Below are 14861 nucleotides of genomic sequence, written 5' to 3' on the forward strand. Positions count from 1 at the left end.
CGTCACCCGGCCAGCCGGTCGACCCCCAGCGACACGCCGGCGGCCGGGAATCGGGCGAGTAGCGCGTCGCCCATCGCGGCCGCGGGCGTCAGCACGCCGAACAGGTCGGAGAGCTTGTCGCGGTCCAGCGCGAGGGCCAGGCCGCACTCCCCCAGCAGCACCGCGGTCGCCTTGTAACCGGGGTCACCCTGCTGCTCCATCCGCGCCACGTAGCGCGTGCCGCTGGTTGTTGTGGTGTAGGTCTCGATGCGGTAGTAGCCGCGCTCGCGGGCCGCCTCGCTCGGACCCGTGCCCGGCTTAGGAAGAACCCGCTCTACCAGCCGGCGCGGCAGGAGCCGGAAGTAGCGGCTGCCCAGCCCGAGCATCGCGTTGCCGACGCCGCTCACGAGGGCCGACGCCATCGGCGCGAGAGCCGACGATCCGACGCTCATGTTCTCGTCGTAGCGGAACTGCCGGCCGTACGCCCAGTCCAGCAGCGCGTTGCTGCGCCGCACGATCCGGGTGTTATAGGGCGCCATCAGGAATCCGGTGGTCCATACCCCGGACAGTTCGGGCGCGATCTGGCGACCACGACGCCAGGGCAGGTCGGGCTGGCGGCCCAGTTCGGGTTCCGAGCCGCGGTCGGTGCTCAATGTGTAGGGGTCGAGGAGCTGGCGGCGCGCCTCGGGGTCGCGCGAAGCGGCGTCCATGATTTCCACCCCGGAGGCGATCGTGCCACCGGACAGCCCGCCGGACATGGAGCGCACCACCAGGTGCGTGTCCCCGAGCTCGCCGGCGCCGTCCCGCTGCGCGGCCCGGTACAGCGCGTAGACGCTCAAATCCGAGGGGACCGAATCGAACCCGCAGGAGTGCACGATGCGGGCGCCGGTGTCGGTGGCCTGCTTGTGATGGAGGTCGATGCTTTCGCGGACGAACGTCGCCTCGCCGGTCAGGTCGGCGTAATCGGTGCCCGCGGCCGCGCACGCGGCCACCAGCGGCAGCCCGTAGCGGGTGTAGGGGCCGACCGTCGTGACCACGACTCGGGTGCGGGCGGCCATCTCGTCCAGCGTCGACGGCGACGCGGCATCGGCGGTCAAGATCGGCCAGTCCCGTGCCGATTCGCTCACGGCGTCTCGCACGGCGCGCAGCCGGTCCGGCGACCTGCCCGCCAGCGCGATCCGGGCGCCGGCTCCGGCGCGCGCCAGGTACTCGGCCGTGAGCTTCCCGACAAATCCGGTCGCCCCGTACAAGACGATGTCGAATTCGCGCGGCGTGGCGGTCACCGGCCCGACGCTACCCCCTAAACAAGTAGTGCCGGGCCCGATGGCCCAGCACCACTTGTACCTCTACTTAAGGCGAAGGTCAGCCACGGCGACCGCAGACCGGCCAGGCGCCGATGCCCTGCGAGTGCAGCACGTTCTCGGCCACCCGGATCTGCTCCTCACGGCTGGCGCTGGCTGGCGATCCCGAGCCACCGTTGGCGTGCCAGGTGCTCGAGGTGAACTGCAGACCACCGGAGAAGCCGTTACCGGTGCTGATGCCCCAGTTGCCACCCGACTCGCACTGCGCGATGGCGTCCCAGTTCACGCTGTACGCCTTGTGCACCGGCGGAGGCGGCGGGGCGTCCGGCGCCGGCGGCGGCGGAACGTTCGGATCGAAGCCGACGGGAGCCGGCGGGGGGGCGTCCGGCGCCGGGGGCGGCGGCGGAACGTTCGGGTCGAAGCCCGCCGGGGCCGGCGCGGGCGGCACGTCAACGGGCGCCAGGGCGTCCGGGAGGGCCGCCGGCGGCGGAACGTTGGGGTCGAAGGCCGCCGGCGCGGGCGCCGGGGCGTCCGGAGCCGGCGGCGGCGGTGCGTCGGGGGCCCCCATGGGGGGAACGTTCGGGTCAAAGCCCATCGGTTCCGCGTTGGCGGAGGGTACCGCCACCAGGCTGCCGGTGATCGCGGCGAGGATGAGCGTCTTGCGGACGTTCTTCAAATTTCTTCCTTTCGCGGTGCGCGCGCCAAAGCAGACCCACCGGGGTGGGTCGAAGGTCTTGATTGGTGCTCGAAGGTGCTCTGGGACGTGCCGTCTCGTTCAGCACGACAGCGGCGGGCTCTCGATATGCCCGGCGGGGTACTACCCCGGGCTGCGGCACTTCCACGCCGTCCGCAGCCCCGCTCGCACGCGGGTCCGTGGATTCAATTTTTCGATTAGTTTTCCGTTAACCCGTTTCGGGCTACCAGGGACCGTACGAAACCCGGGCGCATTCGTCATCTTGGGGAAATGGATATCTCGGTTGGGTAACGAGCCGATCACGCCGCGATCGCGGAATCATTTCTGCAGGTCAGTCGCGCGTTTTAGCGCCGTGCCCATCCGTCGGAATCGCAATCGAATCGTGAGCCGAATCACGCCATTTTTGTGAGCTGGCCCACGTGTTTGCCGACGCCTCGGGGCTGATTGGAGGACTCACCGGCCCGAACCCGGCCGCAGCGAACCGGCGACAGGGTACAACAAGATACGCGAGTTCGCTTCCGACACGCCGAGGCAGACGACCGGAGCGGTCTTGCTCCGAAACTCGATGCACTACAACGGATTTCGCAGTCTTGACGCAATTAGCAACCGTTCCAATCTCTTTCGATCGGCGCCGCGTTCGGCCGGCGTTCCGCGGCTTGCGTGGCGCAATTTGCCGGGCCGCCCGCGAGTTTCCAGAGCGGCCGCGCGGGGCGAGTTATCCGTCCGGCGCCCGAAAACCGCTCTGTACCAAGGCGATTCGACACCCCGGGCGCGCCGAGCCCGGATACCATTCAGCAGATAACGATGAAGGAACAGATAAAGGATCTTCGATCCATTTAATTGACCAATGCAAAATCGCGCAAAGAATTAAAGAAGATAGCCAGTTGCCAATTTAAATGGCGATGCCGCTTGCCGTCAGGCGCGCGCCTGCGTCACCGCGCGCAGTTCGGCGTCGGTGTTGACGTTCGTCAGCGGTCGCGAATCCGGCAGCACGATCTGCTGCGCGTCGGAGGCGTCGATCAAGGCGCTCATTCGGCGCTCGCCGGCGGCGACCAGCGCGTCGATCCGGTCCGCGAGATCGGTGCGGTACACCGCGGCCAGGTAGTGGCTGCGGCCGTCCCACGGCAACACCACCTCGGCGTTGGTCTCGGTGGCGAGGTGGACCAGGTCGTCGATGAGTTCGGCGCTCAGCAGCGGCATGTCGACGGCACAGACGAACGCGAGCCGGGCCCCGGCCTCCGCCGCCGCGCGCAGTCCCCGCCCGGTCGCCGGCAGCGGCCCCAGCCCCCGCACCTCGTCGCGAATCACGCGGGCCTGCAACGACGGAAGCGGCTGTCCCGGGGCGGCCATCACGAAGACCGGCTCGCAGCGTTGCGCCACGACGCCGACGACGTACTCGGCCAGCGTGGCGGTTCCGCCGGGCCCGGGCAGGGTGGCCTTGTCGCGGCCCATGCGCCGCGACTCACCTCCAGCGACTATTACCCCGGCCAGTGACACTGTGTCGGGCACCTGGTCGGCCACGTCAGTCGACAGTCCAGGTGTCACGCCCGCGCAGCAGCGACTGCAGCGCGGCGGAATCGAACGGCTTCGACGCCTGGGCCGCCTGGACCTGCGAGCGCGCCGCGTCGTCGTAGGTGGGCCGGCTGATGTTGCGGAAGACGCCGAGCACGGTGTGGTCGAGGTTCTGGTCCGAAAGCCGGGACAACGCAAACGCGTAGGCCGAGTCGTCGGCGTGCGCGTCGTGCACGACGATCTCGTCGGTCCGTACGTCGGCGGTCTTGGCCACCTCCAGGCTGAAGCCCGACTTCACCACGCAGTATTCGCCGTTGGCGCCGAAAACGATCGGCTCGCCGTGGCGCACGTTGATCACCCGCTCCTCGGCGCCCTCCTTGCGCAGCGCGTCGAAGGAGCCGTCGTTGAAAATCGGGCAGTCCTGCAGGATTTCGACGACTGCGGCGCCCCGATGCTCGGCGGCGGCGCGCAGCACGTCGGTCAGCCCGGCGCGGTCGGAGTCCAGCGCGCGGCCGACGAAGGTCGCCTCGGCGCCCAGCGCCAACGACACCGGGTTGAACGGCTGGTCGAGTGAGCCCATCGGCGTCGACTTCGTGACCTTGCCGACCTCCGATGTCGGCGAGTACTGGCCCTTGGTCAGCCCGTAGATCCGGTTGTTGAACAGCAGGATGGTGATGTTGACGTTGCGGCGCAGCGCGTGGATCAGATGGTTGCCGCCGATCGACAACGCGTCGCCGTCGCCGGTGACCACCCACACCGAGAGGTCCTCGCGGGCCAGCGCCAGGCCGGTCGCGATGGCCGGCGCGCGGCCGTGGATCGAGTGGAACCCGTAGGTCTCGAGGTAGTACGGGAACCGGCTGGAGCAGCCGATGCCGCTGATGAAGACGATGTTCTCGCGGCGCAGACCGAGGTCCGGCAGGAAGTTGCGGATCGTGTTGAGGATGACGTAGTCACCGCAACCCGGGCACCAGCGCACCTCCTGGTCGCTGGTGAAGTCCTTGGCCTTCTGCGGCTGGTCCTCGGCGGACACCGTGGGGACCCCGTCGTTTTTGGTCAGCTTCACGTTTTTGTTCGACCGGGGGGTGACCCCGAGATCTGCGCCAATCAGGTCGGTCATTCGCTAGCTCCCGCTCCAACCGTTGCTGCCGCCATTCTGGCGACCATCTTCTTGTCTTGCTCGATTTCGGCCAGCGTGCCGCCCAGCGCCGCGCGGATCAGACGCCCGATCTCGTCCGCGAGGAAGGCGACACCCTGGACCTTGGTGACGGATTGCACGTCGACCAGGTACTTGCCGCGCAGGATCAACGCCAGCTGACCCAGGTTCATCTCCGGGCACACCACCATCGGGTAGCGCCGCAGCACGTCGCCGAGGTTCGCCGGGAAGGGGCTGAGGTTGCGCAGGTGGGCGTGCGCGACCTTGATGCCCTTGCCCCGCGCGCGCCGGCAGGCCTCGCCGATCGGCCCGTAGGAGCTGCCCCAGCCGATCAGCAGCAGCTCGGCGTCGCCGGTCGGATCGTCGACTTCCAGGTCGGGCACCGCGATGCCGTCGATCTTGGCCTGCCGAATCCGGACCATGAGGTCGTGGTTGACCGGCTCGTAGGAGATGTTGCCGGAGCCGTTCGCCGCTTCCAGTCCACCGATGCGGTGCTCGAGCCCGGGGGTGCCCGGAACGGCGAATTGCCGGGCGAGCGTCTCGGGGTCGCGGTTGTACGGCTGGAACGGCTCGTCGGGCTTGGCGAACGTGTGCTGGATCGGCTCCAACGAGCCGACGTCGGGGATCCGCCACGGCTCCGAGCCGTTGGCGATGGCGCCGTCGGACAACACGATCACCGGGGTGTGATAGGACACCGCGATGCGCACCGCCTCGATGGCGGTCTCGAAGCAGTCGGACGGCGAACGCGGCGCCACCACCGCCACCGGCGACTCCCCGTTGCGGCCGTACAGCGCCTGCAGCAGGTCGGCCTGCTCGGTCTTGGTGGGCAGCCCGGTCGACGGGCCGCCCCGCTGGACGTCGATGACCAGCAGCGGCAGCTCGGTCATCACGGCCAGGCCCAGCGCTTCGGACTTCAGCGAAATGCCTGGCCCGGACGTGCTGGTGACGCCGAGGGCGCCGCCGTAAGAGGCGCCGATCGCCGCGCAGATGCCACCGATCTCGTCCTCGGCCTGGAAGGTGATCACGTCGAAGTTCTTGTGCTTGGACAACTCGTGCAGGATGTCCGAGGCCGGCGTGATCGGGTAGCTGCCGAGCACGACCTGGATGCCGGCCAGCTGGCCGGCGGTCACGATGCCGTAGGCCAGCGCGGTGTTGCCCGAGATCTGGCGGTATTCGCCCGCCGGCAGCGACGCCCGGGAGACCTCGTACGTGGTGCCGAACGCCTCGGTCGTCTCGCCGTAGTTCCAGCCCGCCTTGAGGGCGAGCACGTTGGCCTCGGCGATGTCGGGCTTGCGGGCGAACTTCTCGCGGATGAATTTCTCGCTGGCTTCGATCGGCCGCCCGTACATCCACGACAACAGGCCAAGCGCGAACATGTTTTTGGCGCGCTGGCCGTCCTTCTTCGACGCGCCGATGGACTCGACGGCCCCGAGCGTCAGCGTCGTCATCGCGACGGAATGAACGACGTACTCCTCGAGCTCGTCGGTCTCCAGCGGGTTCGTCACATAGCCGACTTTGGTCAGGTTGCGCTTGGTGAACTCGTCGGAATTCGCGATGACCATGCCGCCGCGCGGCAGGTCGCCGATGTTGGCCTTGAGCGCCGCCGGGTTCATCGCGACGAGGACATCGGGGCGGTCGCCCGCGGTCAAGATGTCGTAGTCGGCGATCTGAATCTGGAATGACGAAACCCCGGGCAATGTGCCTGCGGGGGCGCGGATCTCGGCGGGATAGTTCGGCTGGGTCGCCAGGTCGTTTCCGAAAAGGGCCGCCTCGGAGGTGAATCGGTCACCGGTGAGCTGCATGCCGTCGCCGGAGTCCCCGGCGAATCGAATGACAACCTGTTCTATGCGCGTGCGACCCGACGACCCATTCCCAGAGGAGCCACTGTGAGAATCAGACGCGGCTCCGCTGCCGTTCGGATCCACGTATCCGCCTTCCATTCGTTATCCGGATAGGCACTGCGCCGGAGCTTCAGGGTACGCGCCAATTGGGCGCTCCTTGGCCCTCGAGCTTGTGTGTCACTGGTAGTACCGATTATGGCACTTCTCTAAGGGGTGTATGAGCGTCTCGAAAGCATTGCATGCAGCGGATTTACGCTAATACCGAAGTCAGCGTGGGCTACTGGTGCGTAGCTATCAAAACTGTGGTATTGGTCACGTCCGCAGCACGGACGCGCGATGGGGTTAGGCGCTCTTGTCGCGGCGCTCGCCGCGCGACGGCTTGCGCGGCACGATCGTCGGCAGCACGTTGTCCTGCACCGTCTCCTTGGTCACCACGACCTTGGCGACGTCGTCACGGCTCGGGATGTCGTACATCACCGGCAGCAGGACCTCTTCCATGATCGCCCGCAGGCCGCGGGCGCCGGTGCCGCGGTGGATCGCTTGGTCGGCGATCGCCTCCAGCGCGTCGTCGGTGAACTCGAGCTCGACGCCGTCCATTTCGAACAGCCGCGTGTACTGCTTGACCAACGCGTTCTTCGGCTCGGACAGGATCTTGACCAACGACTCCATGTCCAGGTTGGTGACCGAGGCGACCACCGGGAGCCGGCCGATGAACTCGGGGATCAGGCCGAACTTGATCAGGTCCTCGGGCATGACGTCGGCGAAGTGATCGGTGGTGTCGATCTCGGCCTTGGAGCGCACCTCGGCGCCGAAGCCCAAGCCGCGCTTGCCGACCCGCTCGTAGATGATCTTCTCCAGCCCGGCGAATGCACCCGCGACGATGAACAGCACGTTGGTGGTGTCGATCTGGATGAACTCCTGGTGCGGGTGCTTGCGGCCGCCCTGCGGCGGGACCGACGCCTGGGTGCCCTCCAGGATCTTCAACAGCGCCTGCTGCACACCCTCGCCCGACACGTCGCGGGTGATCGACGGGTTCTCGCTCTTGCGGGCGATCTTGTCGACCTCGTCGATGTAGATGATGCCGGTCTCGGCGCGCTTGACGTCGTAGTCGGCGGCCTGGATGAGCTTGAGCAAGATGTTCTCGACGTCCTCGCCGACGTAGCCGGCCTCGGTGAGCGCGGTGGCGTCGGCGATGGCGAACGGCACGTTGAGCATCTTGGCCAGCGTCTGGGCCAGGTAGGTCTTGCCGCAGCCGGTGGGGCCGAGCATCAAGATGTTGGACTTGGTCAGCTCCACGGGCTCCGAGCGCGAGTCGCGACCCTTCTCCCCCGCCTGAATCCGCTTGTAGTGGTTGTAGACAGCGACGGCCAGGGTGCGCTTGGCGGTGTCCTGCCCGATGACGTATCCCTCCAGGAATTCCCGGATCTCGGCGGGCTTGGGCAGTTCGTCGAGCTTGACGTCGTCGGCGTCGGCGAGTTCCTCTTCGATGATCTCGTTGCAGAGGTCTATGCACTCATCGCAGATGTACACACCAGGGCCAGCAATGAGTTTCTTGACTTGCTTTTGGCTCTTCCCGCAGAACGAGCACTTAAGCAGGTCACCGCCGTCTCCGATGCGCGCCATGGTGCGTCAGTGCCTACTTCCTGTTCGCCGTTCGTCGTGCTATGCCGCATGTATTCCCCGACGCTACCCGCTTGCTTGGGCCCCCCGCGACCATTACCGCCGAATCGCGTCGTTGGTATTCGTGTCCGTTGTCTGCATGAAACATATAGGCAGACGGCGCCCCCCACTCGCCGAGACGCGCAATCCGTGTTTTGGCGTGTCGCGCTCGTTACCCGATCGAGTCCGGGGCTGCCACAACCCTACAGTTGCCGAGTGGGATTGGCTTTCGGTTTTGGCGGGCCAAACGACTCCGTACTGATCAGCGACGGCGGACTGGCCACCGAGCTGGAAACGCGCGGGCACGACCTTTCGGATCGGCTGTGGTCGGCCAAGTTGCTGGCAGACGCACCGCAGGAGATCACCGCCGTGCACGCCGCGTTCTTTCGCGCCGGCGCCGCGATCGCGACGACGGCCAGCTACCAGGCGTCGTTCGAGGGTTTCGCGGCCCGCGGAATCGACCCGAAGGAAGCCGCCGTCCTGCTGCGCCGAAGCGTCGAACTGGCGAACGCCGCGCGCGACGAAGCCGGCACGGAGGGGCTGATGGTCGCCGCCTCGGTCGGGCCGTACGGCGCGGCGCTGGCCGACGGCTCCGAATATCGCGGACGCTATGGCCTGTCCGTCGCCGCCCTGAGGCGGTGGCACCGGCCCCGCCTGGAGGTCTTGGCCGCCGCGGGAGCCGACGTGCTGGCGTGCGAGACCGTGCCCGATGTCGACGAGGCCGAGGCGCTGGTCGATCTGATCCGCTCGGCCGGTGTGCCGGCGTGGCTCAGCTACACGATCGACGGGACGACGACCCGTGCCGGGCAACCGCTGGCGGAAGCGTACGCGGTAGCGGCCGGGGTGCCGGAGATCGTCGCCGTCGGCGTCAACTGCTGCGCGCCCGACGACGTGCTCCCCGCGATCCGGCTGGCTCGCGTCGCCGGGAAGCCGGTGGTCGTCTACCCGAACAGCGGCGAGCGCTGGGATGGCCAAGCCTGGACGGGGCGGCGCACGTTTTCCGCGCAACTCGCCGCGCAGTGGGTCGCTGCCGGCGCGCGCATCGTCGGCGGCTGCTGCCGGGTGGGGCCGTCGGACATCGCGGCCATCGCCCAACTCGGCGAAAGCGAAAGGCGCTAGGCGGTCTGCGCGGAGAGCTTCCGGTACTCCAGCACGGTGTCGATGATCCCGTAGTCCTTCGCCTCTTCGGCGGTCAGGATCTTGTCCCGGTCGGTGTCCTTGCGGATGACCGACGCGTCCTTGCCGGTGTGGCGGGCCAGCGTGGTCTCCATCAGCGTGCGCATCCGCTCGATCTCGGCGGCCTGAATCTCCAGATCGGAGAACTGGCCCTGGATCACGCCGGACAGCGACGGCTGGTGGATCAACACGCGGGCGTTGGGCAGCGCCATCCGCTTGCCCGGCGTCCCGGCGGCCAGCAGCACCGCCGCCGCCGACGCGGCCTGGCCCAGGCACACGGTCTGGATGTCGGCGCGCACGTACTGCATGGTGTCGTAAATCGCCATCAGCGAGGTGAACCCGCCGCCGGGCGAGTTGATGTACATGGTGATGTCGCGGTCGGGGTCCAGCGACTCGAGCACCAGCAGCTGCGCCATGATGTCGTTCGCCGACGCGTCGTCGACCTGCACGCCGAGGAAGATGATGCGCTCCTCGAACAGCTTGTTGTAGGGGTTCGACTCCTTGACGCCGAAGCTGGAGTGCTCGATGAACGACGGCAGGATGTACCGCGCCTGGGGTTGGGTTTCAGGATTCACTGGGCTTCTCCGTTGGTGATGTGGGCGGCGCGGGTGATGATGTGGTCGACGAAGCCGTATTCGAGGGCTTCCGGGGCGGTGAACCAGCGGTCGCGGTCGGAGTCGGCCTCGATGCGCTCGATCGGCTGGCCGGTGAACTCGGCGTTGAGCCGGAACATCTCCTTTTTGATGACGGCGAACTGCTCGGCCTGGATGGCGATGTCGGCCGCGCTGCCGGTGACCCCGCCGAGCGGCTGGTGCATCAGGATGCGTGCGTGCGGCAGCGCGTAGCGCTTGCCCTTGGTGCCCGCCGCCAACAGGAACTCGCCCATGGATGCGGCCATGCCCATCGCGTACGTGGCGATGTCGCACGGCGCGAGGACCATGGTGTCGTAGATCGCCATGCCGGCGCTGATCGATCCACCCGGCGAGTTGATGTAGAGGGAGATGTCCTTGGTGGCGTCCTCGGCGGCGAGCAACAGGATCTGTGCGCACAGCCGATTGGCGATTTCGTCGCTCACCTCTGAACCCAGGAAGATGATGCGCTCGGAGAGCAAGCGCTCATAGACCGAGTCCGTGAGGTTGAGACCCTGCGAGTTCGAACGCATGTCAGTCACGACTGAGTTACCTGCTTTCTCGAGTTCTTCTCTGTTCCGACCCTAACCAACCAAGCCCGCCGCGCGCCGGTCCCGTACCCCGTGAAATGGGCGCGTTCGCTCACAGCGTCATCGCCGGTCACTTGGCGTCGTCGTCGGATTCATCGGTCGCGTCGTCGTCCTCAGCCGCGTCGGCCTCCTCAGCCTCGACAGCCTCGTCGGCTTGGCCGCGCTTGCCGAAGAACTCGCTCGTGTCGATGGGGTTGCCGTCGGTGTCGGTCACCGTCGCCGCCTCCACCGCCGCCGCGACGGCCAGCCCGCGGCGCACGTCGGCGAACATGGCCGGCAGCTGGTTGTTCTCCTGCAGATAGGCGAACAGTTGCTGCGGCTCGATGCCGTACTGCCGGGACGTCATCACCAGCCGCTCGGTCAGGTCCTCCTGGCCGACCTGGATTTCCAGTTCGTCGGCCAGCGAGTCCAACAACAGCTGCTTCTTGAGGTCCGACTCGGCGGCGTTCTGCGCGTCGACCTCGAACTGCTGACGCGACTTGCCCTGCTCGCGCAGCGCCTCCGCGAACTTGGCCTCGTCGTGTTCGAAGCTGTGCAGCGCGTTGTGCACGGCGCTGTCGACCTGGGCCCGCACGATCGCCTCGGGCAGCGGCACCTCGACCTGCTCGAGAATCGCGTCGATCGTGGCGTCGCGGATCTGCTCCGCCTGCTGGGCGCGCTTGACGCGGGCCACCTGGTCGCGGAGGTTGGAGCGCAGCTCGTCGATCGTGTCGAACTCGCTGGCCAATTGGGCGAACTCGTCGTCGGGCTCGGGCAGTTCGCGTTCCTTGATCGACCTGACGGTGACGGTGACCTGCGCGTCCTTGCCGGCGTGCTCCCCGGTCGCCAACTGCGCGGTGAACTCCTTGGACTCGTCGACCGACAGACCCACCAGCGCGTCGTCCAGGCCGGCGATGAGCCGGCCGGAGCCCACCTCGTGCGACAGGCCCTCCGCGGCCGCGTTTGGCACCTCCTCGCCGTCGACGGTCGCCGACAGGTCGATCGAGACGAAGTCGCCGAGGGCCACCGGGCGCTCGACTCCCTGCAGGGTGCCGAACCGGGCGCGCAAGGACTCCAGCTCGGCGTCGACGTCGTCGTCGCTGACCTCGATCGGGTCGACCGACACCTTCAGCGACCCGAGGTCGGGCAGGGCGATCTTGGGACGCACATCCACCTCGGCGGTGAACGCCAACTCCTCGCCGTACTCCTTCTTGGTGACCTCGATGTCGGGCTGGCCGATCGGGTCGACCTCCGCCTCGGCGACGGCCTGTCCGTACCGGGCGGGCAGCGCGTCGTTGACGACCTGGTCGAGCATCGCCTCGCGGCCGAAACGGGCCTCGAGCAGCTTGGCCGGCGCCTTGCCGGGCCGGAAGCCGGGCAGCCGGACCTGCTTGGCCAGCTCCTTGTAGGCGCGCTGGAAGTCGGGCTCGAGTTCGGTGAACGGCACCTCAACGTTGATGCGCACCCGGGTGGGGCTCAACTGTTCGACGCTGCTCTTCACGGGTTTGCTCCTCGGTATTCGATGGATCGGCGCAGTGTTGGTCGGGGTGACAGGATTTGAACCTGCGGCCTTCCGCTCCCAAAGCGGATGCGCTACCAAGCTGCGCTACACCCCGCGCTGACCTCGCGATCCTACGGCCCCTCGACGCCAGGCGGGCCATCGGCTTCGCAGGGACCTCGGGACCTCACGGGACGATCACAGAACCGCTTCGATTAGATTTGATGTTCGCCGCCAGATACAGTCTCGCTCGACTAAAACTTGCGGGCGTAGCTCAATGGTAGAGCCCTAGTCTTCCAAACTAGCTACGCGGGTTCGATTCCCGTCGCCCGCTCGGGCAGATGCTTGCTCGACAGAAAGGCGCCATGAGCGACGTCGAACTGAAGGGCACATGCGCGGCCGGCTTCGTCGGGGTGCGCGACGCATTCGAGCGCAACTTCGTGCTGCACGCGGAGGTCGGGGCGGCCGTCGCGGTGTGGGTCGACGGGGAGCTCGTCGTCAACCTCTGGGGCGGCTGGGCCGACGCCGCCCGCACCCGGTCCTGGGAACAGAACACCCTGACGACGGTCCTGTCGGGCACCAAGGGGCTGACGGCCACCTGCATCCACCAGTTGGCCGATCGCGGCGAGCTGGACCTGCACGCGCCGGTGGCCCGGTACTGGCCGGAGTTCGGGCAGGCCGGCAAGGACGGCATCACGCTGGCCATGGTGATGAGCCACCGGTCCGGCGTCATCGGCCCGCGCACCCGAATTCGCTGGGAGCAAGTCGCCGACTGGGACTTCGTCTGCGAGCAGCTCGCCGCCGCGAAACCGTGGTGGGAACCCGGCACCGCGCAGGGCTACCACATGACCACCTTCGGCTTCATCCTCGGCGAGGTGTTCCGCCGGGTCACGGGCCGCACCGTCGGTGAGTACCTGCGCACCGAGATCGCCGAACCGTTCGGGGCCGACGTCCACATCGGGCTGTCGCCGGCCGAACAACGGCGCTGCGCCGAGCGCGTCAACAAGCCGCACGCCCGTGACCTGCTGGCCGAGGCGCAGGCCCCCGGCTACCCGACCAGCCTGACCGAACACCCCAAGGCGGCGCTGTCGATTTCGATGGGCTTCGCCCCCGACGACGAACTCGGCTCGCACGACCTGGAGCTGTGGCGCCAGCTTGAATTTCCCGGCACCAACGGACAGGTGTCGGCGCTGGGGCTGGCGACGTTCTATAACGCGCTCGCCCAGGAGCGGCTGCTGACCCGCGAGCATATGGAACGGGTCCGGGTGGCGCAGGGCGGCTTCGAGACCGACCTGGTGCTGGGCCCGCGCGTCGCCGACCACGGATGGGGCCTGGGCTACATGCTCAACCAGCGGTGCGTCAACGGACCCAATCCGCGGATCTTCGGGCACGGCGGCCTGGGTGGCTCGTTCGGATTTGTCGACCTGGAGCACCGAATCGGCTACGCATACGTGATGAATCGCTTTGACGCCACCAAGGCCAACGCCGACCCGCGCAGCGTCGCGCTCAGCGACGAGGTCTACGCCGCGCTGGGCGTCATCGAGCGCGCCCAGACGTAAACCGCGCCCTGCCAACGCTCGTCGGCAGGGCGCGGTCGTCGGTCAAGGGGTCAGCGATGGTCCCATCCGGGGCCGCCGGGACCACCCGGTCCGCCAGGTCCACCTGGTCCGCCAGGTCCACCTGGTCCGCCAGGTCCACGGAAGGGCTCGGGGTGCGGGTTGGGGCCTTGTCCGCGCCAATTGTCGTGGCAATGCCCACGGTCCCAGTTATCGCCCCAGCCCGGATCCCAGAAGTCCCCGGGGCACCATTGCGGGAACGGCCCCGGCTGCGCCTGCGCCTCGGTTGCGGCGCCCAGTCCCGCCAGGCCCAGACCGACGATGATCGCGAAAATGGTTGCAAATAAACGTAAAAGGATTCTCACGGTCCCCACCAATACCCGACCGCGGCCGCGCCCAAACAGTAGACGCCAGCGTTTCTTGCTTAGGGTTTCCTGCGAACCGGCGCACCTGCGGGTTTCCGGGCCGGCGCCCCCGTGAGCTCTGTCACTTCTGGCAACTCGGGCACCAGAACACATTTCGGCCCTCCAGCACTTGCGTGCGGATCGGCCCACCGCACACCCGGCACGCCTCCCCCGCGCGCCGGTACACGTACGTCCGCGGCCGCCCGGGCCGGTACGACGGCGGCCCGTGGTCGTGTTCGGGCAGCACAACGACGATCTGGCCACGGCGCAAACCGACTTTCATCAGCGCCACCAGGTCGGTCCAGGCCGCGTCGAACTCCGCCTGGCCGATCCCACGGCCGGGCCGGAACGGATCGATGCGGTGACGGAACAGCAGCTCGTTGCGATAGACGTTGCCCACTCCGGCGATCACGGTCTGGTCCATCAGCAGCGCCCCAATGGGCCTGCGCGACTTACTGATTCGAGCCCACGGCCACGACGGGTCGGCGTCGCTGCGTAGCGGGTCGGGGCCGAGCTTGGCCACCACGTCGCTGACCTGAGCTTCGTCGATGACTTCGCACACCGTGGGGCCGCGCAGGTCGGTGCCGTAGCCGGCGCCGACGATCCGCATCCGCACCTGCCCGACCGGTTCCGGCAGGGGCGCATCGTCGGGCCGCTCCCACTCGGTGAAGGCGCCGTACAGCCCGAGGTGCACGTGCACGATCGGGCCGCCCTCGTAGTGGTGAAACAAGTGCTTGCCCCACGCGCTGGTCCGCCGCAACACCCTCCCGTCCACGACGGCCGCCTCGAACCGGCCTTGCGGGCTGGACACCGCGACCGGCGCGCCGCCGTATCGGCGCTGATGCAGCCGGGCCAGCCGGTGCAGGGTGTGCCCCTCGGGCACCTCGGAC

General features: G+C 67.8%; 12 protein-coding genes, 2 tRNA genes and 1 pseudogene. 3 read left to right on the forward strand and 12 right to left on the reverse strand.

Translation table 11 applies throughout. The features are described from left to right. Positions 1-2 precede the first annotated feature (2 nt). From AC5Y5E_RS29585 to clpX, 6 genes are all read right to left on the reverse strand, one after another. A complete protein-coding gene (locus AC5Y5E_RS29585; RefSeq protein ID WP_499907447.1) occupies positions 3-1262 on the reverse strand; it encodes a saccharopine dehydrogenase family protein in 1260 nt (419 codons plus the stop codon). A gap of 79 nt (positions 1263-1341) precedes the next feature. Continuing rightward, positions 1342-1956 carry a transglycosylase family protein gene (locus tag AC5Y5E_RS29590; protein WP_499907449.1) on the reverse strand — a complete coding sequence of 205 codons (615 nt, stop codon included), beginning with the start codon at positions 1954-1956 and terminating at the stop codon, positions 1342-1344. A 933-nt stretch (positions 1957-2889) separates the two neighbouring features. Continuing rightward, positions 2890-3495 carry a molybdenum cofactor guanylyltransferase gene (gene mobA, locus AC5Y5E_RS29595; protein WP_499907451.1) on the reverse strand — a complete coding sequence of 202 codons (606 nt, stop codon included), beginning with the start codon at positions 3493-3495 and terminating at the stop codon, positions 2890-2892. 1 nt (position 3496) lies between these two features. Beyond that, positions 3497-4603: a 2-oxoacid:ferredoxin oxidoreductase subunit beta gene (locus tag AC5Y5E_RS29600; protein ID WP_499907453.1), complete on the reverse strand. Its 1107-nt coding sequence runs from the start codon at positions 4601-4603 to the stop codon at positions 3497-3499. Next, a complete protein-coding gene (locus AC5Y5E_RS29605) occupies positions 4600-6564 on the reverse strand; it encodes a 2-oxoacid:acceptor oxidoreductase subunit alpha (RefSeq protein ID WP_499907455.1) in 1965 nt (654 codons plus the stop codon). Before AC5Y5E_RS29605 ends, AC5Y5E_RS29600 begins: the two co-directional genes overlap by 4 nt. 258 nt (positions 6565-6822) lie before the next feature. Continuing rightward, complete coding sequence (gene clpX / locus AC5Y5E_RS29610; RefSeq protein WP_499907457.1) at positions 6823-8103, reverse strand: ATP-dependent Clp protease ATP-binding subunit ClpX; 1281 nt, start codon at positions 8101-8103, stop codon at positions 6823-6825. 252 nt (positions 8104-8355) lie between these two features. On the opposite strand from clpX, the gene mmuM reads away from it, so the two are divergent. Further along, positions 8356-9258 (forward strand): homocysteine S-methyltransferase, encoded by a 903-nt coding sequence (mmuM, locus tag AC5Y5E_RS29615; RefSeq protein ID WP_499907459.1) that lies wholly within the window; start codon positions 8356-8358, stop codon positions 9256-9258. On the opposite strand, the gene clpP2 is transcribed toward mmuM, so the two are convergent. The 4 genes and pseudogenes from clpP2 to AC5Y5E_RS29635 form a co-directional block, all read right to left on the reverse strand. After that, entirely contained in the window at positions 9255-9890 is a 636-nt protein-coding gene (gene clpP2, locus AC5Y5E_RS29620; RefSeq protein WP_067007947.1) for an ATP-dependent CLP protease proteolytic subunit ClpP2, read from the reverse strand. The two genes, mmuM and clpP2, sit on opposite strands and share 4 nt — an antisense overlap. Continuing rightward, positions 9887-10492, reverse strand: a pseudogene (locus AC5Y5E_RS29625) (ATP-dependent Clp protease proteolytic subunit); the annotation flags it as partial. The gene clpP2 and the pseudogene AC5Y5E_RS29625, both read right to left, overlap by 4 nt. A gap of 112 nt (positions 10493-10604) precedes the next feature. Then, entirely contained in the window at positions 10605-12014 is a 1410-nt protein-coding gene (gene tig, locus AC5Y5E_RS29630) for a trigger factor (protein ID WP_499907461.1), read from the reverse strand. Positions 12015-12052: 38 nt separating this feature from the next. Continuing rightward, positions 12053-12129, reverse strand: a tRNA-Pro gene (locus tag AC5Y5E_RS29635). 145 nt (positions 12130-12274) lie between these two features. Between AC5Y5E_RS29635 and AC5Y5E_RS29640 the strand changes: the two genes are divergently transcribed. Both AC5Y5E_RS29640 and AC5Y5E_RS29645 read left to right on the forward strand, forming a co-directional pair. Further along, a tRNA-Gly gene (locus tag AC5Y5E_RS29640) sits at positions 12275-12345 on the forward strand. A 31-nt stretch (positions 12346-12376) separates the two neighbouring features. Continuing rightward, on the forward strand, positions 12377-13570 hold the full coding sequence (locus AC5Y5E_RS29645; RefSeq protein WP_499907463.1) for a serine hydrolase domain-containing protein: 1194 nt from the start codon (positions 12377-12379) through the stop codon (positions 13568-13570). Positions 13571-13620: 50 nt separating this feature from the next. Here the strand turns inward: AC5Y5E_RS29645 and AC5Y5E_RS29650 are convergent, their stop codons facing one another. Continuing rightward, positions 13621-14085: an Mtp family mycobacterial-type pilin gene (locus AC5Y5E_RS29650; RefSeq protein WP_499907465.1), complete on the reverse strand. Its 465-nt coding sequence runs from the start codon at positions 14083-14085 to the stop codon at positions 13621-13623. Then, complete coding sequence (locus AC5Y5E_RS29655) at positions 14054-14854, reverse strand: Fpg/Nei family DNA glycosylase (protein ID WP_499907467.1); 801 nt, start codon at positions 14852-14854, stop codon at positions 14054-14056. Before AC5Y5E_RS29655 ends, AC5Y5E_RS29650 begins: the two co-directional genes overlap by 32 nt. Positions 14855-14861 lie beyond the last annotated feature (7 nt).

Source organism: Mycobacterium sp. NGS54 (assembly GCF_059812465.1).